We start from the raw sequence: 24,453 nt of genomic DNA on the forward strand, positions 1-24,453 counted from the left end.
GCCTATCTAATTACTAACTACTTAATACTATATACTTAGTCTAACGTAATATCTAAACCTAATCCACGTAACTCATGCACCAATACGTTGAACGATTCTGGTACACCCGGTGTAGGAAGGTTTTCGCCTTTTACAATCGCTTCGTAAGTTTTAGCTCTACCGATAACATCATCCGATTTAACGGTTAATATCTCTTGTAGAATGTTGGCAGCACCAAACGCTTCCAGTGCCCAAACCTCCATCTCACCAAAACGCTGACCACCAAATTGAGCTTTACCACCCAATGGTTGTTGTGTAATTAGTGAGTATGGTCCGATAGAACGAGCGTGCATCTTATCATCAACCATGTGTCCTAATTTCAACATGTAGATAATACCTACAGTTGTTGGTTGATCAAATTTCTCACCTGTTAAACCGTTATTTAAGTAGGTTCTTCCAGAAGCAGGTAATCCAGCCTTTGCGATCCAGTCTTCAACCTCATTGTGCTTAGCACCATCAAAAATTGGAGTAGCAAATTTAACACCCAATTCTTTACCGGCCCATGCCAATACAGTTTCATAGATCTGACCAAGGTTCATACGTGAAGGTACACCAAGTGGGTTCAACACGATATCAACAGGAGTTCCATCTTCTAAGAATGGCATATCTTCATCACGTACAATACGAGCTACAATACCCTTATTACCGTGACGACCAGCCATCTTATCACCTACTTTTAACTTACGCTTTTTAGCTACATAAACCTTAGCCATTTGAACAATACCTGATGGCAACTCATCACCCACACTAATCGCAAATTTATCACGTTTGTAAGCACCAAGTTCTTCGTTTACACGAATACCATAGTTGTGCAATAACAATTTGATCTGCTCATTCTTGTCATCATCAGTAGTCCATTTGTATGGATTAATGTGCGCATATTCTAAATCGGCTAAACTCTTTTGAGTAAACTTAGCTCCTTTAGGGAATAACAATTCCTTATAAACATTGTACACACCTTGAGATGTCTTACCGTTTACAATCTGGAATAATTTATCTACAAGCTCATTTTTTAGATTTGTAGTGGCAAGTTCATATCTCTTGTCTAATTTTTCTATTGCTGATTTTTCCTCAGCTTTAGTAGTTTTCTTAGCTCTAGAGAATAACTTAGTATCAATTACAACACCTTTAATAGATGGAGGAGTTTTTAATGATGCATCTTTAACATCACCAGCTTTATCTCCAAATATCGCACGCAGTAATTTCTCTTCCGGTGAAGGATCAGATTCTCCTTTCGGAGTAATTTTACCGATAAGGATATCGCCTTCTTTAACTTCAGCACCGATACGGATAATACCGTTCTCATCTAAATCTTTAGTAGCTTCTTCAGAAACGTTAGGGATATCTGGTGTTAATTCCTCTTCCCCGCGTTTCGTATCACGTACTTCCAATTCAAACTCTTCAATGTGTAATGAAGTAAAGATATCTTCACGAACAATACGCTCGTTAATTACGATCGCATCCTCAAAGTTATATCCTTGCCAAGGCATGAAAGCAACTTTTAAGTTTCTTCCTAATGCCAACTCACCATTTTCAGTAGCATAACCTTCACAAAGCACTTGTCCTTTAACAACTTTCTGACCTTTCTTAACGATTGGTTTCAAGTTGATACAAGTATTCTGGTTGGTTTTCTTGAATTTGATTAATTTATAAGTTTTGCTATCACCTTCAAACGATACTAAACGATCTCCATCGTTTCTTACATATTTAATAGTGATCTCATTTGCATCAACATATTCAACAACACCATCACCTTCAGCATTGATCAAAGTTCTTGAATCGCGGGCTACGCGACCTTCTAAACCTGTACCGACAATTGGAGCCTCAGGACGTAACAAAGGTACAGCCTGACGTTGCATGTTTGATCCCATCAATGCCCTGTTCGCATCATCATGCTCAAGGAAAGGAATTAAAGAAGCAGCGATTGAAGTAATCTGATTAGGTGCCACGTCCATTAAGTCTAATTTCTCAGGCTCAATAATCGGGAAGTCACCCTCATAACGTGCTTTTACACGAGGAGTAGTGAAATTACCTTTATCGTCATACTCAGCATTTGCTTGTGCAATTGTTTTACCATCTTCATCCTCAGCAGAAAGGTAAATAACCGGTTCATCAACAGACACAACACCATTATCTACTTTTTTATAAGGGGTTTCAATAAAACCTAAGTTGTTTATTTTCGCATGCACACAAAGAGACGAGATCAAACCGATGTTTGGTCCCTCTGGAGTTTCAATTGTACATAAACGACCGTAGTGAGTATAGTGAACGTCACGCACCTCGAAACCAGCACGCTCACGTGAAAGACCACCTGGGCCTAAGGCTGACAAACGACGCTTGTGCGTAATCTCTGCCAAAGGATTTGTCTGGTCCATGAACTGAGACAACTGGTTAGTACCAAAGAAAGAGTTAATAACCGACGATAACGTACGGGCATTAATTAAGTCTGTTGGAGTAAATACCTCGTTATCACGAATGTTCATACGCTCACGAATAGTACGCGCCATACGTGCTAAACCAACACCAAATTGAGCGTATAATTGCTCACCTACTGTACGAACACGACGATTCGACAAGTGATCAATATCATCTACTTCTTCTTTAGAGTTGATCAACTTGATCAGATATTTAACAATAGCAATAATATCAGCTTTTGTCAAAACCTTTACGTGATCAGGAGTATCCATTTTCAACTTACGGTTGATACGGTACCTACCTACATCACCTAGATCATAACGTTTATCCGAGAAGAACAAACGCTCGATAATACCTCTTGCAGTTTCCTCATCAGGTGGTTCTGCATTACGCAAAGCACGATAGATGTTTTCAACAGCCTCTTTTTCAGAGTTAGAAGTATCCTTTTGTAATGTATTATATATAATGGTATAATCAGCCTGGCTTGCACCATCATCTTTAGATAAGATAATAGTTTTAACACCAGCATCAATGATCATATCAATATGGTCATCTTCTAAAACAGTATCCCTGTCTAAGATCACTTCATTACGATCTATAGAAACTACCTCACCAGTATCTTCATCAACAAAATCTTCAACCCATTTTCTTAATACTCTTGCAGCAAGCTTACGACCGATATATTTCTTCAATCCCGATTTGCTAACCTTAACCTCATCAGCTAAGTCAAACAATTCAAGGATATCTTTATCAGAATCGTAACCAATGGCACGCAATAAGGTGGTAACCGGGAACTTTTTCTTACGATCGATGTATGCATACATGACGTTATTTACGTCGGTAGCAAACTCAATCCAAGATCCTTTGAAAGGAATTACACGGGCAGAATAAAGCTTAGTTCCGTTAGTGTGACGGCTTTGACCGAAGAACACACCCGGAGACCTGTGTAACTGAGAAACAATTACACGCTCTGCGCCGTTAATCACAAAAGTACCTTTAGGAGTCATATAAGGTATGGTTCCTAAATATACATCTTGAATGATCGTTTCAAAATCTTCGTGTTCAGCATCATTACAAGAAAGCTTAAGCTTTGCCTTTAATGGAACACTATAAGTTAACCCACGGTCAATACACTCAGGTATATCATAACGTGGTGGGTCAATAAAATAATCAAGGAACTCAAGAACAAAGATGTTTCTTGAATCGGTGATTGGGAAGTTTTCAGCAAACACCTTAAATAAACCCTCAGTGTGACGGTTATCTGAAGTTGTCTCGATCTGAAAAAATTCTCTGAATGATTGCAACTGCACATCTAGAAAATCTGGGTAATCTATGATATGCTTACTACGTGCAAAATTTACTCTTTGGTCGACTTTATTTGCCAATGGACTAAAGTTAATTTACTTTAAGAATAAACTATTTGTTTGGTTAGCCGTTAAACAATTCCACCAACCAAACAAGATGAAATGTTTATAAACAGGTATAGACTCCGACTATACAGTCGGAGTCTATGGTTAAAGTTATATTAAAATTAAGTGATTACTTAATTTCAACTACAGCTCCAGCTTCTTCTAATTGTTTTTTCAAAGCTTCTGCTTCGTCTTTAGCAACACCAGCTTTTAATTCTTTAGGTGCACCATCAACTAAGTCTTTAGCTTCTTTCAAACCTAAACCAGTTAAGTCTTTTACCAATTTAACAACTGCTAATTTCTGACCACCGGCTTCTTTCAAGATTACATCGAAAGTTGATTTTTCTTCAGCCGCAGGAGCAGCATCACCAGCAGGTCCTGCAACAGCAACTGCAGCAGCAGCTGGTTCAATACCATACTCGTCTTTTAAGATTTGAGCTAATTCGTTAACTTCTTTAACTGTTAAGTTTACCAATTGCTCAGCAAACGCTTTTAAATCTGCCATTTTTATAGATTTTAAAAATTTACGTAAAAATAATTTGTTTAATATGAACTTTTAAGGTGTCCTTAACCTTCTCTTTCTTGAAGAGTTTTAACAATTCCTGCAATTTTGTTACCGCCAGACTGTAAAGCCGAAATAACGTTTTTAGCTGGTGATTGTAATAATCCAATGATATCTCCAATAAGCTCTTCTCTTGATTTCAAGCTTACTAAAGTATCTAATTGGTTGTCACCAATAAATACCGTTGAATCGATATATGCAGCTTTAAGCTGAGGTTTATCAGACCCTTTTCTCAAGGCTTTGATCAGCTTAGCTGGACCATTACCTACTGTTGAGAATAATAATGCTGATTGGCCTTTAAGCGCAACAAAGATCTCTGATGCATCGCCTTCTAATCCTTCAATCGCTTTTCTGATTAAAGTATTTTTAGCAACCTGCATTTCAATCCCACTTTCGAAACATTTGCGACGGATACTGTTTACTTTCTCAACAGATAAGCTTGATGTATCGGCAATATAAAAATTACCGAATTCCTGCATCTTCACTTGAAGAGCCGAAACGACTTCGTGTTTTTCTTCTCTGTTCATAATTAGATCCCCGCTACTGATTTAGTTTCGATTGCAATTCCAGGACTCATAGTTGAAGAAACATGTATGCTCTTAAAATAAGTTCCTTTTGCAGCAGATGGTTTTAGCTTAGAAATTACTTGAAGAACTTCTAAAGCATTTTCATATATTTTATCTGCTGGGAATGATACTTTTCCTACTGAAGCGTGTATAATACCACTTTTGTCAACTTTAAAATCAATCTTACCGCCTTTTACATCAGTTACTGCTTTACCAACTTCGTTAGTTACAGTACCTGATTTAGGGTTTGGCATAAGGTTACGTGGACCTAAAACGCGGCCCAGTTTACCTACTTTTGCCATACAAGCAGGAGTAGTGATAATAATGTCAACATCAGTCCATCCACCTTCAATCTTGGCTACATATTCGTCTAAACCTACAAAATCTGCGCCAGCCGCTTTAGCCTCTTCTTCCTTATCAGGAGTACAAAGAACTAAAACACGTACAGTTTTACCTGTACCATGTGGTAAAGTTGCAATACCACGTACCATTTGATTGGCTTTACGTGGATCTACACCTAAACTAACATCGATATCAACCGATGCATCAAATTTAGTAGTAGTTATTTCTTTAACCAAAGCAGCCGCATCCTTTAAAGAATACGTTTTACCAGATTCTAGTTTAGCATGTGCCTTTTTTTGATTTTTTGTTAATTTAGCCACTGTTGTAAACTGTTATTTGTTAATTAATTTGTCCAAGGCGCATCACCGCTAACGGTGATTCCCATACTGCGTGCTGTACCGGCAACCATACTCATTGCCGATTCGATAGTGAAAGCATTTAAATCAGTCATTTTATCTTCAGCAATTGACTTAACCTGATCCCAAGTCACCGAACCAACTTTTTTACGGTTGGGCTCAGCAGAACCACTCTGTAATTTAGTAGCATCCTTTAACTGGATAGCAACCGGAGGGGTTTTGATGATGAATTCGAAAGACTTGTCAGCATAAACAGTAATTACAACAGGTAATACTTTACCAGGCTTATCTTGGGTACGAGCATTGAATTGTTTGCAAAACTCCATTATGTTCACCCCCTTAGCACCTAAAGCAGGTCCTACTGGTGGCGATGGATTTGCAGCTCCACCCTTGATCTGTAATTTAACAAGTGCACTGACTTCTTTTGCCATTTTCTGTTTTTGTTAATTTGTAATACTCAATGTTAAAATGTTGGAAGCATGTAACAATTAAGATCTTTATTCTATTCCTTTTCTACTTGCATATAGTTAAGTTCTAACGGAGTTTTTCTTCCGAAGATCTTAACCATAACCTTTAATTTCTTTTTCTCTTCGTTAACCTCTTCAATAACGCCGGTAAAACCGTTAAACGGTCCATCCATTACTTTAACGTTCTCTCCAACATAATAAGCAACGTTCATGATCTCGCTTTGTTGGCTCATCTCATCAACTTTGCCTAAAATACGGTTAACTTCCGCTTGGCGCATAGGAACAGGATTTCCGCCCTTATCTCCTAAGAAACCAATAACGCTATTAACATTCTTAATAATATGTTCTAACTCACCATCTAAAATAGCTTCAATTAAAACATAGCCAGGATAAAAGTTGCGCTCTTTTGCAATTTTTTTCCCGTCTTTCATTTGGTAATATTTCTCCATCGGTATTAAAACCTGAGGAACCAAATGTGAAAACCCTAAACGGCTAATTTCAGAATCAATATACTGTTTTACTTTCTTCTCTTTTCCACTAACGGCCCTAACTACATACCATTTCAACTGATCGTTCATTTAGCTATATTAATTAGAAAGTGATTTATAAAAAGTATCCAAAACGAATGTAGAACCCTTATCCATTGCAAAAATAACACATGCAATAATAAGCGACGCTACCAAAACCAACACTGCAGAATTTTGCAATTCTCCCCATGTAGGCCAGGTAACCTTCTGGGTCATTTCTTCATATGATTCTTTAACAAATTGAACTACTTTAGCCATAATTAATTTTTTGCACGGGAACAAGGATTCGAACCCTGATCAAAGGTTTTGGAGACCTCTATTCTACCGTTGAACTATTCCCGTGTATAATTTTCGCTCTTCCAAGCGAATCGTTTTGCTATTAGAACAAAGTACTCAGGCTGTTAAAGCCCAAGTACTTTGCTTTATAAATTTGTCCGGTATCTTTTGGATACCTAAGAACTATTTTACAATTTCAGTTACCTGACCAGCACCTACTGTTCTACCACCCTCACGGATAGCGAAACGTAGACCTTTTTCCATTGCGATTGCGTTGATCAATTTAACATTGATAGTAACGTTGTCACCTGGCATAACCATTTCAGTTCCTTCAGCTAGTGTAATCTCACCAGTAACGTCTGTAGTACGGAAATAGAATTGTGGACGGTATTTGTTAAAGAATGGAGTGTGACGTCCACCTTCTGCTTTTGATAACACATAGATCTCAGCTTTGAAATCTGTGTGAGGAGTTACTGAACCTGGTTTGCAGATAACCATACCACGACGGATATCAGTTTTCTCAATACCACGTAACAATAAACCTACGTTATCACCTGCTTCACCATAATCAAGGATCTTACGGAACATCTCAACACCTGTTACAGTTGATTTAAGATTTTCTGCACCCATACCCAAGATCTCAACTGGATCTCCAGAGTTGATTACACCACGCTCAATACGACCAGTCGCAACAGTACCACGACCAGTGATCGAGAATACGTCCTCAACAGGCATTAAGAATGGAAGATCAGTTAAACGTGGAGGAATTGGAATGTAGCTATCAACAGCATCCATTAATTCCATGATTTTAGCTACCCATTTCGGATCTCCGTTCAAACCACCAAGAGCTGAACCTTGAATAACAGGAATATCATCACCAGGGAATTCATAGAATGATAACAATTCACGAACTTCCATTTCTACTAATTCTAATAACTCAGGATCGTCAACCATATCCACTTTATTCATGAATACTACCAACGAAGGAACACCTACCTGACGAGCCAATAGAATGTGCTCACGAGTTTGTGGCATCGGACCATCTGTAGCAGCTACAACAATGATAGCTCCATCCATTTGTGCAGCACCAGTAACCATGTTTTTCACATAATCCGCGTGACCTGGACAGTCAACGTGTGCATAGTGACGGTTAGCAGTTGAATACTCAACGTGTGCTGTATTAATGGTGATACCTCTTTCTTTTTCCTCAGGAGCTGAGTCAATTGAATCAAATGAACGCGCCTCAGATAAACCAGCATCAGATAACACTTTAGTGATAGCTGCTGTTAAGGTTGTTTTACCGTGGTCAACGTGACCGATTGTGCCGATGTTTAAGTGCGGCTTGCTGCGGTCAAACTTTTCTTTTGCCATGTTTTTATACTTATTAGTAGGTTATAACTTTTTATTTATTTATTGTTTTGATACAATTCAATACAAAAAACCTTGTTCACCCTGCGTTTAAACAGATTCAACAAAGCCTATTTTTATTTTTTTGAGCCAAAGATGGGACTTGAACCCACGACCTCTTCCTTACCAAGGAAGTGCTCTACCGCTGAGCTACTTCGGCTTTTAATCTCTAGCAGCTTATTCTTATTATTCCTTTCGGAATCAATTTTCACAATCCCTGCCGACTGCCCACCTTTTTCCATTTAAGAGCGGAAGACGAGGTTCGAACTCGCGACCTATAGCTTGGAAGGCTATCGCTCTACCAACTGAGCTACTTCCGCTTCTTTATTGTGGGGGGAGAAGGATTCGAACCTTCGAAGTCTTGCGACAACAGAGTTACAGTCTGTCCCATTTGGCCACTCTGGTATCCCCCCAAAAAAAGAGCCTCCTATCGGGATCGAACCAATGACCTACTGATTACAAGTCAGTTGCTCTACCAGCTGAGCTAAGGAGGCTTATATCATGTGCTGCTTACAAACGAAGCAACAAATCTTATAATATTAATCTTTCATAGAACATTCCATTTTAGTTGTTGAGGTAACGCCCTCTCTGAAATGGAATGCAAATCTACAAGAATTTATGATAGACGCAAAATTTATTTCAAAAAAAAATTGGCGAAACTTACTCCGCCAATTCAATATTAAAATATCGCTAAAATATGTACCTAATAATCAGATACTTCATTCGCGTTTAAAATTGCCTTATGTTCACTTAATTTTATTCTCGTCTTGTCTTTATGTTTGGTAATTTGCTTCCTTAACGACTCAATTGCTAAATCTGTGGCCTCTTCAAATGATTTACACTGTTCCTTTGCGAACATTGTTCCGCCCGGTACGATCAATTTAATCTCACTTATTTTATTGGCTTCATCATCTACATTCTCTAATTTTAAATAAACTTCGCCACTGATAATCTGATCAAAAAACTGATCTAGCTTATCTACTTTCTTTTGAATGAAATCTAATAACTTCTGGTCTGCATTGAAATGGATCGATTGAACTGTAATTTTCATATTTTCCTCCTCTTTTTTATGCCTTTGGATGGGCTTGTTTATATATTGATTTTAATCTTTCTACTGAATTGTGGGTATAAACCTGAGTAGCGGCCAGGCTTGCATGCCCCAACAATTCTTTTATTGCATTTAAGTCTGCCCCCCTATTCAACAAACTGGTGGCGTAAGAATGGCGCAACACGTGTGGACTCTTCTTATCCTGCGTTGAAATGAAACTTAAATAACGCTGAACTATTCGGTATATTAATTTAGGATATGCATCCGCTCCTTTATCTGTAACGAATAAGCCTTCCGTTTTGTTATCAAATTTTTGTAATGTTTTTAATTCAATGTAGGTTCTTAGCTGATCCTCAAGTGGTTTGCTTATCGGAACTATCCGCTCTTTATTTCTTTTTCCCAAAACCCTGATATTTGAGTCGTAAAAGTTAATGTCAGATTCCTTCAAGGTCAGCAATTCTGCAAGCCGCATACCGGTTCCAAATAATGCTTCGATAACTAACCGGTCTCTTACTGATGAAAAGCTTCCATCAAAAAACTCTTCAGAATCAAGAAGCAGATCCAGCTTTTGGTCGTCCACAAATACAGGAAGGCGCTTAGGGGCTTTAGGAGCTTTTACGAGAGCCATAGGGCTCGATTGAACTATTTGCTCGCGAACAAGGTATTTATAAAAACTGCGCAGGGTAGATAGCTTCCTTCCTATAGAATTCTCGGTAACACCTTCCTCCATCAGCCAAACCATATAATTCCTTACATGGATATAGGCCACCTCATTAAGTGACAGTTCAAATGTTTGGAGCATAAAATCTCTAAACTGAATCAGGTCGGTTCTGTAGGACTGGACTGTGTGTGGAGAATATCGCTTCTCGTGCTGGAGATATGTTAGAAATTGTTCAACAGTCATAGAAACTATTTGTATTGCTCGATAGAGTGAATATACAAAACATTATCTTAACAATTCCTTTTTATTTGAACAAAAAAAGCCATCAAACAATTGATGGCTTTTAATATTATTATGTTAAACTACAAGAACTATATTGTTCCTTCTAGTTGCATATTTTGCTTATAAATAGCGTGTTTCACTAATGTACGACGTGCTACAGATTTTTTCTCGTAAGCTTGGCGGCTACGTAATTCTCTTAACACTCCTGTTTTTTCAAATTTCTTTTTGAAACGTTTTAACGCTTTATCTAGTGATTCACCGTCTTTAATATTAATAATGATCATAACGTAAAATACCTCCTCTCGTTGTTTTTAGGACTGCAAAGATAGGTATTTCATTTGATAATCAAAACACTATGTTTAATTTTATTAATAATATTGGATTTGAAAATACGTGGTACACTTTTTATACTTATTTTTAATATAAAAACAAATCTATCATGAAATCTAAAAAGCCGCTGTTTATTACTCTTGCTATAATAATTGTTATCCTGTCAGGATTCATTTATTACCGTTATTATTTTGTGTTTGGCGATGGTGTTAAAGCTGGTGAGCTGAACTATGTTGTAAGAAAAGGTTACGTATTTAAAACCTACGAAGGCAAACTGATCCAAACAGGGCTCCGATCCAAACAAACCGGCACCATACAATCAAATGAATTTGAGTTCTCTGTTGATGACAAAGCCATCGCCGAAAAAATGATGATGAACAGTGGAAAAACATTTGAATTACACTATAAGGAATATGTCAGCACACTTCCCTGGAGAGGTTACAGCCCTTATGTAGTCGACCGTATCATATCCATAAAATAGAAGTAAGCTCTTTAAAAACAAAAATCCGGCATATTTAAATATGCCGGATTAATTGGTTTTATATTTGGTTAGAATATTCTCTTTTATTTTGTTACACTAATCTAATGTTTTAAAACTTCTCTTGCAATAACTATTTTCTGAATTTCTGAAGTTCCTTCTCCAATAGTACACAATTTACTGTCTCTATAGAATTTTTCTACTGGAAAATCCTTTGTATAACCATAGCCTCCAAAAATCTGCACTGCCTCTGTTGCCGTTCTTACAGCAACTTCCGAAGCAAAATATTTAGCCATAGCAGATTCTTTGGTCATAGGTAAACCACGATTCTTTAAATCGGCAGCCTGTCTAATCAACAGCTCCGCAGCCTCAATCTCAGTAGCCATGTCTGCCAGCTTAAAGCTAATGCCCTGAAAACTTGCTATGGGTTGCCCGAATTGATGTCGTTGTTTAGCATAAGCAACAGCTGCCTCATAAGCACCTTTTGCAATACCTAGTGCCAGCGCTGCAATAGAGATTCGTCCACCATCTAAAACTTTCATTGCCTGCTTAAAGCCTCCGCCTATATTCCCTAAAAGATTTTCTTTTGGAACACGGCAATTGTCAAATATCATTTCAGTTGTCTCCGATGCTCTCATACCTAATTTATTCTCCTTCTTGCCTGCTGCAAACCCTGGCGTTCCTCTTTCAACAACAAAAGCCGAAACCCCATTAGAATCTCCTTTTTCACCTGTTCTGGCCATAACAACTGCAATATCTCCGGTCTTACCATGAGTAATCCAGTTTTTAGAGCCATTAATAACATATTCATCTCCATCCAGTGTAGCAACTGTCATCATCCCCAAAGCATCAGATCCTGTATTTGCTTCGGTTAAGCCCCATGCTCCTATCCATTCTGCTGTTGCTAATTTAGGCAACCATCTCATTTTTTGTTCCTCATTAGCAAAAGCCAGGATATGACCAGTACATAAAGAATTATGAGCCGCTAAAGAAAGACCTATTGAACCGCAAACTTTAGATACCCCTACAATCACATCTACATATTCCTGATAGCCCAAACCAGATCCACCATAAACCTCAGGAACAAGAACTCCCATCAAACCTAATTCGCCAAGTTTTTTAAAAACATCTATCGGAAAATGCTGCACTTCATCCCACTCCATTACATTTGGACGAATATTCTTCTCCGCAAAATCATGTACCACCTTTCTTATCATTTCCTGATTTTCTGAGATGCTAAAGTTATAGCCTACAGAATTATCCATTGTTTCTAACATAATTTTATCGATTGAATCCCGACAATTATAAACAAATAAAACAACAGAAACACAAGTTTAAATTTGCAGAATAATAGAACGAAATGGTATTTAGTTCATTAACCTTACCTCCTTATTTTAAGTAAGTCAAATACGCTAAAAACTTTTTTTATTTTTTTTTAGCTTTACCCCCTTAGAACTATCTAAATAAAGCATCTCATGAAGTCCATTACCGTAAAAGCTCTTGTCGCTCAATTAAAGAACGACCTTATAGGCAAAGATTCTTACAGAGGAGTAACGCTTACTTACTCCTGGCTGGCAAACCAGTTTGGTCACTTTTCTTTAGGTTTTATTCCAACAATACTGCTTTATAATGTACTTAAAGCAAAGACAAATATGTCTCAGCCTGAATTGTGGGCGGCATTTGGTGTTTGGGCTGGCTGGATTTTGTTTGAACTTTTTAATTTCCTATGGCCGTTATTGTTTAAAACAGAATCAATACGTAAGGCTCTTGGAACAGGCAAATACACATTTCAGCCAGCATGGACAAATGTTGCATTCGATACTTTAACAGATCTGGTTTATTTTGGAATGGGCGCACTTGCTGCAAGTCTCATCTGTGAGTTTCACAAAGGTATGTTAATTGGTCTTATTGTGTTAGTATTATTGGTTATTTACCCCTTCTACTATTGGTACACCACAAAAATGTTTATCCAAAATGCCGATTATCCTTTTCAGTTACGACTAAGTCAATGGAACCAACGAATAAAAGAAGACAACAAAGCATTGATTTTAGACTTCCTCAAGCACAATGAACCAGGAAAACATATGTTGCTATTTGGCTCCAGAGGCAGTGGCAAAACAATGCTATCAGTCGGAATTGCAACGGAGTCATCTATTAAAAATAACAGTTGCAGCTACATTACTGCCGTAAAACTACTCTGTTTATTTTTCGAGAATGAAGATAACCCGCCGATTACAAAGCCTGGGGCTTGGTCGTGGAGAAACTCTTCTTTATTAGTTATTGACGATATTAATCCTGGCGGAAATGTACAAGACGATATTTTAAGCGCAAAACAATTCTACACGATACTTAATAATTTAAACTGTGGCGAATTAAATAAAAAAGCTATCAAAGAAAAAAGTATTATCTGGGTTATGGGTAATGATGACCCAGACAGGCACGCTGAAGAACGCTGGGAAACATTATTAGAAAATATAGGTGTAGAGAAATCAAATATTACAACCGTAAACCTCGATGCAGTTTAATTAAGGAAGTATGTTATTGTCATACGCAAAGCTTACCAGGTGTGTTAAACTTTTAACATCAAAGCGCTTGTACAGTGGAATTATCCTTTTTTCAATTGCTGAGTGCGAAACACCCAATTCATGGGCAATTTCTTTGAAGGAATAGCCTTTTGCCACAAGCGAAAGTGCCTCCTTCTCTTTATTGGATATAGCCAGATGGTAAAACAATATCTTGTTTAATTCCTCTTCAAATTTTTCCTTATCAGGGCCATAAGCCGCATATCTCATTATTTTTCCAAAAATAAGACTCCTGTTAATTTGAAAACGACCGATAATAGATTCGATTTTACCATTCTCAGAACTAAAAACACCTACCCTTGCAGAGATAGGAACTTCCTGACCGTTTTTATGTATCTTTTTAAGCTCTATAGTAAAGCTATACTTCTCCAGGTCTTTTGACTTGTTATGAATAAATTTGAGGGCCTTATCATTAAGGTCATGTGAGAAGGGAGCAAATTCAGGGGCCGACATATTTACTATTGCCAGCATATTTATTTCATCATCTTTATAACCAACCACCTCTTCCCATCCGCTGGCAAAAATCATTCTGTTCTCTTTAAATGAATAGATATAAATGGCTTCTTCAGCAAACCTGGGGATAGTTTGTTCAAAGAACAATGCTTGTTCGCTCTCTAAGTCGGCAGGAACATCTGTAATAAAGTTCCTTGAATAGTCTCCAAAATTCCCTTTTGATTTCATTTTATATCAATTTTGAGAAATCCTTTCATTAAAACCTGCGTATTTACTCAGTTGATTTCAATTAAAAGCACTGCTAATTTTGCAACAAGTTTAAAAAAAATACCTCTCATTTCAGCATACAAAAAAAAGCTGCAAAATTATGCCTAGTCTTACCCCTCGCTTTTCTATTCTAATTTTAAAATTAATTGCAATTTCTCTACTGATCTTATGTTTATATCAAGCCAGCAATTTAATCGTTTAAGAGAACTAGTAAGAGGCTAAAGAAAAAACCTCACTTCCATAAGGGGTCAATCTCTTCCTGCCATTTAAAAAATCCAACGATATAATAAAAGAATAAGCGGCTACCGTTGCTTCCATTTGCATCACAAGTTTTGATGCCGCTACAACCGTTCCCCCCGTGGCCAGTAGATCATCATGAATTAAAACCCTTTGTCCTTTAAGCAATGCATCCTGATGACACTCTATGGTTGCACTGCCATATTCCAGATCATATGATTCCTGCATCGTTTTGTAAGGCAACTTCCCTGCCTTTCTAATAGGGATAAAAGGCACATTTAACAGCTGAGCCAAAGATGGGCCAAACAAAAAGCCCCGGCTCTCTATACCTGCAACCACATCAATGGCCACATTCGAAAGTTGTTTAGCCAACGCGGCTGTAATATCCATGCACAAGCCCGGATCCTTTAGTATCGGAGTTATATCTTTAAAAATGATTCCTGGTTTTGGAAAGTCTTGTACATCGCGTACAGTTTGTTTTATTCTTGATTCTATCATGACTAAAAAGTAAGGTAAGGCGCCAAACGCTCAACCGTTTCCGGGTCTAAAATAGCAACCTTATTTAAGTCAGCAATATTACTATAATTTCCGTGTTGTTTTCTATATTCAATAATAGCATTTACCTGTTTATACCTTATATATGGATGTCCTTTAAAATCCTCTAACCTTGTAGCATTAACGTTAATTCTTTTCAATTTTTGATCATCCACAGTAACCTGATTTCTGATCTCCTCGTATTTTACTGAGTCCAGTCCAAATACTTCAAGCAGCGGCTCCTTTTTATAAAAACCTCCAATACGTTCCCTGTATTTTATTATCCTCCTGGCAAAAGCCGGCCCAATTCCTTTTATCTCAATAAGGGCCACACTATCTGCCCCATTCATTTCTATTATTTTGCGCGCGCTGGAAACTGGGCTGTTGACATTATTCTTAAAACTCTTCTCCGGCACTTTAGTATTTCCAGCATACTTATCCTCAATTCGTACATAAGGAGATAACCTTTCATACATTTTCTCAGTAATCGTATACATTTTCTTCAGATCTTCTACATTTCTAAACTTCCCTCCTTTCTCTAAATATTTTAAAATAGCTGCAGATTGCTTAAAAGACAGGCCCAGTCTTTGCTAATCATCAACATTTATAGTATTCGGATCAAACACGAACAAAGAATAATGATGTTCTTTTTTAACATTGTACTTTAATTTTCTACTGTTAAAAACGGAAGACTTATTAACCGGCAGCACTAACCTTTTAATGGCTAATTGTTCGGCTACTGAATTATCCGGTTCTGGTGTCACAAAGCTGTATAAATAAGGAGTAGCACTAATTAATACTATAAGCACTATTAGAACTAAAAGACCATTAAATTCCTGTTTACTAAAATCAAAATAAGCATTCAACCATTTTCTCATTGCCTAATCTATAGCAGAATATTATAAATAACAACCATAATAGGATTAGTATTATATTTTAGTATGTCGCCAACGATTAAAAATATAAATCTTACTTTTGAGGTTGGATAATGTTTCACAAACTGGAATTTAAATGAAGATCATAACTACCCAAGAGTTTGCAAAAGCTACTAAAATAGATAAACTGGGCGTACCCGGACTTGCTGCTTTACTCATGGAGATGATGAAACTTAATGACATCAACAAAGTTTTTTCGCAGAATGAGCATTTTAGTGGTTTAGAATTTGTCGATAAAATTTTAGAAACCATAGGCGTTAGTATCGATTTTGATGAAGACGACCTTAAAAACATACCCAAAACCGGAGGTTTTATTGCAATAGCAAATCACCCATATGGCGGTGTCGAAGGTCTTGCACTTGTAAAATTACTTTGTACCGTAAGGCCCGAGGCAAAGGTGATGGTTAATTTTATACTTAAAAAGATTCCCAATCTAAGTGAGTTCTTTGTAGCAGTAAATCCTTTTGAAAACGTTCAGCACACCTCAAGCATAAGTGGCTTAAAAGCTACTTTCGACCTCCTTCAAAGCGGTACACCAATAGGAATATTTCCCGCAGGTGAGGTTTCAACCTTTAGTTTAGATAAGCAGGAAATTACAGATAGGATATGGCACCCGGTAGTAGGTAAATTAATTGCCAGGGCTAAATTACCTGTAGTACCAATCTATTTCCATGGCAACAACGGGGTTTTATTCAATATCCTTAGCTTTATCCATCCTACGTTAAGAACAGCTAAATTACCTTCAGAATTTTTAAACAAACAAGGTTTAAAAATAAAAGTAAGAATTGGTAAGCCTATTAATATAGAAGATGTTTCTTACAGAAATAACACCAATAAACTACTTGATTTTCTTAGGGCACGTACCTATGCCCTTGGAACCGGTTTAGAACAAGAAAAGAAATTGTTCAACCCAATCAATCTGTTTAAAATAAAGAAAAAGCCAGAAGAAGTTATTGTTGAAACGGATAGGAATAAAATTGTAGAAGAAGTTGATCAGCTCGAAAACTTCAGGGTATGGCAAGAAAAGAACTACGAAGTATATATTGCCCCTACGGTAGCCATTCCAAATATTTTAAGGGAAATTGGCCGTTTAAGGGAAATAACCTTTAGAGAAGTTGGAGAAGGAACAAATAAAAAGATTGATCTCGACAACTACGATATTTATTACAACCATCTTTTCATCTGGGATAAAGACCTGCAAAATATCGTAGGTGCTTATCGTATCGGTAAGGGAGATGAGATTTTAAATACCATGGGCAGACGTGGGTTCTATCTATCAGAACTCTTCAAAATCAAAGAGCCTTTTTATCCGATCTTAAGGCGTGGAATTGAATTGGGCAGATCGTGGATCCGAAAAGAATATCAGCAAAAACCACTTCCTCTTTTCTTGTTGTGGAAAGGTATTTTAAAATACCTTTTGGATAATCCTCACTATCGCTACATGTTTGGCCCGGTAAGTATCAGCAATAATTTCTCAAAGTTCTCCAAGTCTTTAATTGTAGACTATATTACAAAGAACCACTTCGATTATGAGCTGGCGCATTATGTAAAGCCTAAAAATAAATTTAAAGCAGATCTTTCTGCGATTGATAAGGATCTGTTAATTGAAAGCAGTGATTCCTTAAAAGACCTTGACAGCTTAATATCTGACATTGAGAACTCTCACATTAAGATACCTGTATTACTTAGACAGTATATGAATCTTAATGCCAAAATAATTTGTTTCAATATTGATCCTAAATTTTCTGATTGTCTTGATGGCTTTTTAGTAGTGGATATGCAAAATATCCCACCTGAAATGCTAGAGAAGATTGGTAAGAATTTTTAATAACAAAAGCCCTGACATCCATCGGGGCTTTTTGTATCAACTAAACCTAAACGTATATAAATACTAACCAAATATTTATGCCACAAAAGTACTGGCGTGATGTTAAGTGCTTGTTAACTATTGATTACTATATAATTTTTTAAAGCCGAAAACTTAATATGCAACTACTGTTAATTCTGTGTATATTTAATGTTACCATAATATTAATTAATCTACAGAGTCATGGGCCGTTTGCTAAAAATATTCGGTACGCTAATTTTACTTCTGGCTACACATTTTGCATATAGTCAAAATAATAGCTACAATATTAGCTTTGAGTTTTATAACGACACCTTCAACGTTGAAGTTGATTCGTCTATTATTGTAAATGCCCCAACAGAACTCTCAGAACAATACATTAAAGCAAGCTACAATAAAGCAAATGCCGGCAAGTACTCATCAATAATAAAAACGCTTACTGATTACAAGGGGAAACATCAGCTCAACGACTGGCTTTATTATCAGCTGATCAGAAAAACAGCTCAGCAGATTAGCCCTAAAAAAGACAACTATGAGCGCTATACTTTTTACAAATGGTTTCTTTTAGGTAAATCGGGATACGACGCCAGACTTACCATTGCAGATAACCGGATCATATTTTATGTTTATAACGATGAGGATATCTCTGATATACCTTTCGTCATGTTCAAAAACAAAAAATACATGTGCTTAAACCATCATGATTATGCATATGCAGATTTAAATAAGGTACCTCCTCACGATATGATCAGCATCCCTGAAGCTAAAGAGGCCTTTTCTTACAAAGTAACCAGAATGCCTGATTTTAAGCCCGAAGACTATTATGAAAAACAGATTCAGTTCAGCTATAAACATAAAACCTATCATTTCAACATTAAGCTAAATCCTGATGTAGAAACTATTTTTGCCAACTACCCGGTGGTTGACTTTGAATCGTATTTTAATATCCCCCTTAGCAAAGAAACTTATGGTTCCTTAATTCCCCTCCTTAAAAAAAATGTGAGTGGAATGAAACAAAAAAAAGGGATTGATTACCTGATGCGTTTTACCAGATATGCATTCTTATATGAAAATGATGAGGAGAATTTTGGAAAAGAAAAGCGACTCTCTCCGGAAGAGACGCTCTTCTCTAAATATAGCGACTGCGATGATAGAGCAGCCTTGTTTTTTTATCTGGTAAAGGAGATCTATAATGTTCCAATGATTGCTCTGCTGTACCCTACCCATATCACTATGGCAGTTCAGTTTGACACACCTGTAGGCGGCGACCCTATAGTTTATAAAGGCAAGACCTATTCTATTTGTGAACCAACACCACAGAAAGAGGATCTTGGTATTGGGAAAATGTCTGCCGAACTAAAAAAGATCCCCTATCAAGTAGTTTATGCTTATGAGCCGAAACACTAAAGCCTAATTAAAAACAAAATTTGGGTCAAAATATTGCTTTACATGTAAAGTATCTCGCTTTGCTGGCTGTCCGATTGCTTCCAAAATAATCTCTGCCTCTAATAACCACCTTGTTTGGTCTGCTTGTTTATCAGGTCTTAAATTAATTCCTTTAACATATCCATCTTCTATTAGCCTAAACGGTGTCATCAGGCAAGCTGCACAACTCCTGATTAACTTTACTTTTCCATCTAAAATAGCTTGCTTGTTAAATGAAAAAGTTTTTCCTTCCATTGGCGCCTTTATGTAGAGCGTTGTTCTAACACCTGGGGTCTGTATATCTGCCCAAAATAGTCGATAAGGGCCGGTTATTAATCCTGAACCAGCTTCATTTAAATCTGCATCTTCAGTAAATAGATATTGACAACTTGCTTTTTCGGGACAAGGTGTTAGATTTTTTTCATCTATTTCATCCTTAATAATTTTTCCTTTGTCTTTCGTGCAGGAAACACCGATCAAAATGGTTGTCATTACCATCAACAGTTGAATAGTTATTTTTCTCATAATCTTATTGTTTACAACTATACGCTCAGCCATCTATTACCGCTACAGAATTCAGGTTAAGTTTATGTTAAATAAAAAGGCCTTTTTGCGATGTGCAAAAAGACCTTTCAAAAATGTTATGATTTGAATATTATTTTACAGCTCCAGGAGTTGTATAAGGTAATACCTGAGGATTATAATTAGCCCAACCAGCAGTCCAATCAGTTGTACCAAAAGCACCTCTATAAGCAACTTTCTCGAAAAAAGCATCAGCAACTTTTACATTTGTGTACAAAGCTCCGTTAGCAGCGGCAGAACCTGCAACTACAGTAAAGTTAGGAGTACCTTGTTTAGCTGCAGCAACTAAATCAGGTGAAAACTTGTAAGGATCAGTAATAACTGATGAAGCATAAGCATCAGGAGTAAAAGTATTATTTGAAGTCAAAGAAGTAGTTAATGCAGCCAATATACCAGCAGCACCTTTAATTTGATTTGATTTACTATTACTTCCTAATACTAGATTGTTAGCAAATACAGATTTACCTGCCACAAAGTTAGCATAAGTAGCGCCAGCTGTAGTAACCTTCGTATCATCATAATAAACACCCTCTGTATATCCAGCTAATACTGAATTAAAGATGCTTATTGATGAGTTACGACGAATTTGAGCAGCATGTTGATAGTTAGCATTTATATTTCCAGCACCAGCTACGTCAACAGGACCTAATATAGTTACGTTAGAAAAAATAGCAGATGTTTGAGGAACATTATTTGATCCATTTCCATCATTATCAGATTCAAAACCATTTGAGCCAGAGAAGTCAGCAATTGTAGCCACACGTTGTGCTAAAGCAAATTGAACCTTTCCAGAATAGCCATTATCAGTATCAAAATCATCATCCCATGTTCCAACTGAAAGTAAGTGTTTTGCATTTACTGTTCCACCGAACCATTCAAAAGCATCATCTCCTGAACGATAAACCTGAACATAATCAATAGTAGTACCTGAACCAACGCTTCCAAAAGTAAGACCGTTGATTTCATTATCAGGACCTAAGGCAATACCAGCATATTCAATACGAATATATTTCAGAGTTCCTGAATTATCAGCATCATCAGTACCTCCGTGTAGTGCCTTATCAGTAGCATCAGCAATACCTTCTATTTTAACACCTGTACCGATATTGTTTTTTGCTTTTCCTAATAAAACTAATCCACCCCAATCACCTTGAGCACGACCACCAGCAGGTTGATTTGAAGTAAATACAATCGGCTTGTCAACTGTACCTACAGCCTCGATTTTAGAACCACGTGTAATAACTAATGAACCTTTAGAAGCTTTATCACCTTTAATGATTGTCCCTGGCTGAATTGTAAGAGTAGCATTTCCAGTTACATAAACATTGCCTTTTAAAAGATATATTTTATCAGCAGTCCATGTAGTGCTTGTAGCAACATCTCCTGTTACGGTAACAACTCCTTCTGTAGTTGGAGGATTTATGATTCCTTCATCTGAATCATTCTTTGAGCAGCTTGCAAAAAAAACAAGCACACTTAAAGCTGATATTAATAACTGTTTTTTCATTTCTTTATTTTTAATTTGTTGTTTCAAAGATATTAAGCGTGATTTACCTGTATATTACTATATGTTTAAATAAACATTAAGCATTATTAAAGTCAATTAACAATGATTTAACATTAAAGCGTGTAAGAGAAAGACAAGGAGTAATTGCTACCCAATTTATATCTATTGATTGTTTCATCCTCTCCATTCATTTCATACTTCTTGTTCATGTTATTATCGTAGTATAAAATATTATTGTTGTTTAGGATATCTCCGGCATTGATTTTAAATTCACCCTTATTTTTAAATACCTTCATTCCTAATTGTAGATCTAAAACATTTCTTGGTGCTTCCCAGATGCTAGGGAATCTAGAACCCCCAGCTGCTATAATTCTACGGCCTACCTTGTTATACAAAATATTGAAGTTCATTTTATTATTAAGAAAAGCATGTTGCAAGCCAGCATTTATAGTATAAGGAGCCTGTCCTACCATTTGGCGACTTTTTTCTAAATAAACTACCCCTGTATTTTCCGGATTTGTTACTTTAGATTTAATCAAAGCTAAATTGGCATAGGCAGTAGTATTTTTCATAAATTCATTCTCTGCTATAAAATCAAGAGACTTTCTAACTTCAAACTCTAACCCATAAACATCCGCCTTATCAGAATTGAAATAAGTAATTGTTCTTGTAGAATTGTAATCCTCATTTAGAGATTCAATGGCATTATTAAATTGCTTATAAAATGCGGATACAGAAATAATCTGACCTGCCGAAGGATATAGTTCAAAACGAATATCTGCATTATTAACCTGAGCACGCTTCAGATTTGGATTTCCTTGCTGAAAGGCAAGTTGTTCATAATCATAATATTGAAATGGGGCAAGTTCTCTAAATTCAGGACGTGCCAATGTACGGTAATATGATGCCCTTAAATTTATTTTTTCCGTTAGGCTATAAGTAAAATTCAATGAAGGTAAAACGTCAAAATAATCCTGTTTAACTGGTTTATTACTTGGGTCAAGTGTTTTTAAGTTTACATTGAACATTTCCGTTCTTACTCCCCAAACTAATCTTGCCTTCTCGCCAAATTTATTATCTAACATAGCATAGCCTGCATTCGTAAGTGAATTAGCTGTATAGATATCTCCAGAGTTTGGAATTTCACTTAGCGTATAAGCACCACTCTCAATTAAATCCTTGCCAAATAATGTTTTTAGTGGTCTTGCTCTTATGGCCTCAACATTTTCGTTATTGAACCCTAACTGTAATCCAAGGAAGCGAACATCAAAATTACGATCACGGTAAGATGAAGCTAGTCCAACTTTAAGTGTCGATGTCTCTTTAAATAAATTAACGGGTAAAGAATAATTTACTGAACCAGTGTATCCATTCTCTTTTAGGGTAGAGAACAATCTTGTGTTTTCTTTACCAATATTTAAAACGTTAGCTGTGTAAGCAATTTCAGGTTTATCCAGATCAGAAATATTTTTAGAATAATTGATCTTACGTTGATCTGGTTGATCATTTAATACGTTACTGAAGCCTACTGACCAATTAATCTTTGCATTTCTTGCCCCTAGCTGATGATTACCTTCTAGTGTTGATTTGAATAAAGATTTCTGAATTAGGTCAAAAGCAAAAAATTTGTTATCTGTTCCAGAACTTCCATTGGTTCCAGTTCTACTAGTATATTGGTCGTCAAATATTCTATTATAAATATTTTTGAAGGTAATTTTACTCTTACCATAAGTGTATGCAAAATTAGCAAGGGCACCTACGTTTGTAGAGAATTTATAAGAATTATCCAAATAATTATACTCATAAAAATCACGTACAGCGTCTCTAGTTATGCTTTGTGCATTACGATAAGTTAATGAAACTATAGCTCCGAATTTCCTATTATCCTTTAAATCCTTAACCCGACCTAAAGTAAACTGATAGTTTTGAGTTGGCAATGCGGTCATGTTATAGATCGACCAGTCTTGAGGAAGCGTTCTTATCGCTTTGATATTTTGCTCATAAGTAAGGCCTGCTGCTAGTCTATTTGTAGAAGGAAAACTTGATTGTAGCTTTCTTTTACCATCATCAAAACCAAAATAATCGGTTGCATTTCGAGGGCCACTAAAGAAGTCTTTAAAAGTCGATGCTGTATTATAGCCAACCCCACCACTTAATGTAATATAATTCTGATCAGGTATATCTTTAGTAGTAATCTGAACAGCTCCACCGGTAAAATCTCCTGGAAGATCTGGTGTGGCTGTTTTACTAATAATTAGATTATCTACCAAGTTCGAAGGCACAATATCAAACGAAAAAGCCTTTCTATTTGGTTCAGTACTTGGCAATGAAGCTCCATCAAGCATCGCAGTGTTATACCTATCACTTAAACCACGGATAACAACAAATTTATTATCCTGAATTGTAGCTCCACTTACCCTTTTTAGAACATCCGAAGTATTTTTATCTGGAGAGCGTTTAATTAATTCTGATGAAATACCATCAGAGATTACCGCGCTATTCTTTTGCTGAGCATAAAGTGCATTTACACTTTCCTTTTTAAAACTCCCCTGAATAACTACTTCATTCAGGTTTTGACCGCCTGCTTCATCAAGGATGATATCGAATATTGTATTTTTTCCAGAGGTTACTTCAACATCACTGATCTCTTTTCCATTGTAACCAACATATTGAAATATTAAAGTGTATTTTCCAGTAGCCAATCCTGTTAATGAATATTTACCATCAACATCTGTAGCCATACCTTTGGGGGTATTTTTTATCTTAACCGTAACACCAATAAGTGTTTCACCGGTTTTCTTATCAGATACCTTTCCTGAAATTTTGCCCGTTTGTGCAAATACTGCTGTGCCGATAATTACAAATAAGGCCGTAATTATTGCCTTTTTAAGATTTAGTTGTGATTTCAATTTGCCGTATA

Annotated in this window: 23 protein-coding genes and 5 tRNA genes; 4 read left to right on the forward strand and 24 right to left on the reverse strand. The window is 36.5% G+C overall.

The genetic code is table 11. The features are described from left to right. Positions 1-35: 35 nt before the first annotated feature. From rpoB to rpsU, 16 genes are all read right to left on the reverse strand, one after another. Complete coding sequence (gene rpoB, locus HQN86_RS12040; protein ID WP_172661228.1) at positions 36-3,839, reverse strand: DNA-directed RNA polymerase subunit beta; 3,804 nt, start codon at positions 3,837-3,839, stop codon at positions 36-38. A 154-nt stretch (positions 3,840-3,993) separates the two neighbouring features. Beyond that, positions 3,994-4,368, reverse strand: a complete 375-nt coding sequence (gene rplL, locus HQN86_RS12045) for a 50S ribosomal protein L7/L12 (RefSeq protein ID WP_008243131.1) — start codon at positions 4,366-4,368, stop codon at positions 3,994-3,996. A 62-nt stretch (positions 4,369-4,430) separates the two neighbouring features. Continuing rightward, positions 4,431-4,952 carry a 50S ribosomal protein L10 gene (gene rplJ / locus HQN86_RS12050; protein ID WP_048907298.1) on the reverse strand — a complete coding sequence of 174 codons (522 nt, stop codon included), beginning with the start codon at positions 4,950-4,952 and terminating at the stop codon, positions 4,431-4,433. Between the two features lie 2 nt (positions 4,953-4,954). After that, positions 4,955-5,653, reverse strand: a complete 699-nt coding sequence (gene rplA, locus HQN86_RS12055) for a 50S ribosomal protein L1 (RefSeq protein ID WP_048907299.1) — start codon at positions 5,651-5,653, stop codon at positions 4,955-4,957. Positions 5,654-5,676: 23 nt separating this feature from the next. Then, on the reverse strand, positions 5,677-6,120 hold the full coding sequence (rplK, locus tag HQN86_RS12060) for a 50S ribosomal protein L11 (protein ID WP_008243137.1): 444 nt from the start codon (positions 6,118-6,120) through the stop codon (positions 5,677-5,679). A gap of 71 nt (positions 6,121-6,191) precedes the next feature. Beyond that, entirely contained in the window at positions 6,192-6,734 is a 543-nt protein-coding gene (gene nusG, locus HQN86_RS12065; RefSeq protein ID WP_048907300.1) for a transcription termination/antitermination protein NusG, read from the reverse strand. 9 nt (positions 6,735-6,743) lie between these two features. After that, positions 6,744-6,941 (reverse strand): preprotein translocase subunit SecE, encoded by a 198-nt coding sequence (secE, locus tag HQN86_RS12070; protein ID WP_108206554.1) that lies wholly within the window; start codon positions 6,939-6,941, stop codon positions 6,744-6,746. A 13-nt stretch (positions 6,942-6,954) separates the two neighbouring features. After that, positions 6,955-7,025: transfer RNA gene (locus tag HQN86_RS12075), tRNA-Trp, on the reverse strand. Between the two features lie 117 nt (positions 7,026-7,142). Then, positions 7,143-8,330: an elongation factor Tu gene (gene tuf, locus HQN86_RS12080; RefSeq protein WP_048907301.1), complete on the reverse strand. Its 1,188-nt coding sequence runs from the start codon at positions 8,328-8,330 to the stop codon at positions 7,143-7,145. Positions 8,331-8,454: 124 nt separating this feature from the next. Continuing rightward, positions 8,455-8,526 (reverse strand) — tRNA-Thr (locus HQN86_RS12085). Between the two features lie 87 nt (positions 8,527-8,613). Further along, positions 8,614-8,686, reverse strand: a tRNA-Gly gene (locus tag HQN86_RS12090). A gap of 10 nt (positions 8,687-8,696) precedes the next feature. Then, positions 8,697-8,779: transfer RNA gene (locus HQN86_RS12095), tRNA-Tyr, on the reverse strand. An 8-nt stretch (positions 8,780-8,787) separates the two neighbouring features. Further along, positions 8,788-8,860 (reverse strand) — tRNA-Thr (locus tag HQN86_RS12100). Positions 8,861-9,069: 209 nt separating this feature from the next. Then, positions 9,070-9,417, reverse strand: coding sequence for a ribosome hibernation-promoting factor, HPF/YfiA family (gene hpf / locus HQN86_RS12105; protein ID WP_048907302.1), 348 nt, complete (start codon positions 9,415-9,417; stop codon positions 9,070-9,072). Between the two features lie 16 nt (positions 9,418-9,433). After that, complete coding sequence (locus HQN86_RS12110; protein ID WP_172661229.1) at positions 9,434-10,318, reverse strand: tyrosine-type recombinase/integrase; 885 nt, start codon at positions 10,316-10,318, stop codon at positions 9,434-9,436. 128 nt (positions 10,319-10,446) lie between these two features. Continuing rightward, positions 10,447-10,641: a 30S ribosomal protein S21 gene (gene rpsU, locus HQN86_RS12115; RefSeq protein ID WP_008243148.1), complete on the reverse strand. Its 195-nt coding sequence runs from the start codon at positions 10,639-10,641 to the stop codon at positions 10,447-10,449. 155 nt (positions 10,642-10,796) lie between these two features. On the opposite strand from rpsU, the gene HQN86_RS12120 reads away from it, so the two are divergent. Continuing rightward, entirely contained in the window at positions 10,797-11,168 is a 372-nt protein-coding gene (locus HQN86_RS12120; protein ID WP_048907304.1) for a hypothetical protein, read from the forward strand. Between the two features lie 101 nt (positions 11,169-11,269). On the opposite strand, the gene HQN86_RS12125 is transcribed toward HQN86_RS12120, so the two are convergent. After that, positions 11,270-12,442 (reverse strand): acyl-CoA dehydrogenase family protein, encoded by a 1,173-nt coding sequence (locus HQN86_RS12125; RefSeq protein WP_172661230.1) that lies wholly within the window; start codon positions 12,440-12,442, stop codon positions 11,270-11,272. A 198-nt stretch (positions 12,443-12,640) separates the two neighbouring features. On the opposite strand from HQN86_RS12125, the gene HQN86_RS12130 reads away from it, so the two are divergent. Next, positions 12,641-13,690, forward strand: coding sequence for a P-loop NTPase family protein (locus HQN86_RS12130; protein WP_172661231.1), 1,050 nt, complete (start codon positions 12,641-12,643; stop codon positions 13,688-13,690). On the opposite strand, the gene HQN86_RS12135 is transcribed toward HQN86_RS12130, so the two are convergent. From HQN86_RS12135 to HQN86_RS12150, 4 genes are all read right to left on the reverse strand, one after another. Beyond that, positions 13,691-14,428 carry a LuxR C-terminal-related transcriptional regulator gene (locus HQN86_RS12135; protein ID WP_172661232.1) on the reverse strand — a complete coding sequence of 246 codons (738 nt, stop codon included), beginning with the start codon at positions 14,426-14,428 and terminating at the stop codon, positions 13,691-13,693. 246 nt (positions 14,429-14,674) lie between these two features. After that, on the reverse strand, positions 14,675-15,202 hold the full coding sequence (locus tag HQN86_RS12140) for an adenine phosphoribosyltransferase (RefSeq protein WP_172661233.1): 528 nt from the start codon (positions 15,200-15,202) through the stop codon (positions 14,675-14,677). Between the two features lie 2 nt (positions 15,203-15,204). Further along, complete coding sequence (locus HQN86_RS12145) at positions 15,205-15,822, reverse strand: ComEA family DNA-binding protein (RefSeq protein WP_317171713.1); 618 nt, start codon at positions 15,820-15,822, stop codon at positions 15,205-15,207. A 6-nt stretch (positions 15,823-15,828) separates the two neighbouring features. Then, the gene (locus tag HQN86_RS12150) at positions 15,829-16,116 is read right to left on the reverse strand and encodes a hypothetical protein (protein ID WP_172661235.1); all 288 of its coding nucleotides are present in this window, start codon (positions 16,114-16,116) and stop codon (positions 15,829-15,831) included. Between the two features lie 133 nt (positions 16,117-16,249). Here HQN86_RS12150 and HQN86_RS12155 point away from each other — a divergent pair, with 133 nt between their 5' ends. Both HQN86_RS12155 and HQN86_RS12160 read left to right on the forward strand, forming a co-directional pair. Continuing rightward, a complete protein-coding gene (locus HQN86_RS12155; protein WP_172661236.1) occupies positions 16,250-18,001 on the forward strand; it encodes a lysophospholipid acyltransferase family protein in 1,752 nt (583 codons plus the stop codon). A gap of 222 nt (positions 18,002-18,223) precedes the next feature. Then, a complete protein-coding gene (locus HQN86_RS12160; RefSeq protein WP_172661237.1) occupies positions 18,224-19,426 on the forward strand; it encodes a hypothetical protein in 1,203 nt (400 codons plus the stop codon). Positions 19,427-19,429: 3 nt separating this feature from the next. Here the strand turns inward: HQN86_RS12160 and HQN86_RS12165 are convergent, their stop codons facing one another. The 3 genes from HQN86_RS12165 to HQN86_RS12175 form a co-directional block, all read right to left on the reverse strand. Next, entirely contained in the window at positions 19,430-19,969 is a 540-nt protein-coding gene (locus HQN86_RS12165) for a hypothetical protein (protein ID WP_172661238.1), read from the reverse strand. A gap of 130 nt (positions 19,970-20,099) precedes the next feature. Next, complete coding sequence (locus HQN86_RS12170) at positions 20,100-21,560, reverse strand: hypothetical protein (RefSeq protein ID WP_246269578.1); 1,461 nt, start codon at positions 21,558-21,560, stop codon at positions 20,100-20,102. 86 nt (positions 21,561-21,646) lie between these two features. After that, the gene (locus HQN86_RS12175; protein ID WP_084498422.1) at positions 21,647-24,442 is read right to left on the reverse strand and encodes a TonB-dependent receptor; all 2,796 of its coding nucleotides are present in this window, start codon (positions 24,440-24,442) and stop codon (positions 21,647-21,649) included. Between the last annotated feature and the right edge of the window lie 11 nt (positions 24,443-24,453).

This window comes from Pedobacter panaciterrae (assembly GCF_013204795.1).
In the GTDB taxonomy this organism is placed as follows: Bacteria; Bacteroidota; Bacteroidia; order Sphingobacteriales; family Sphingobacteriaceae; genus Pedobacter; species Pedobacter panaciterrae.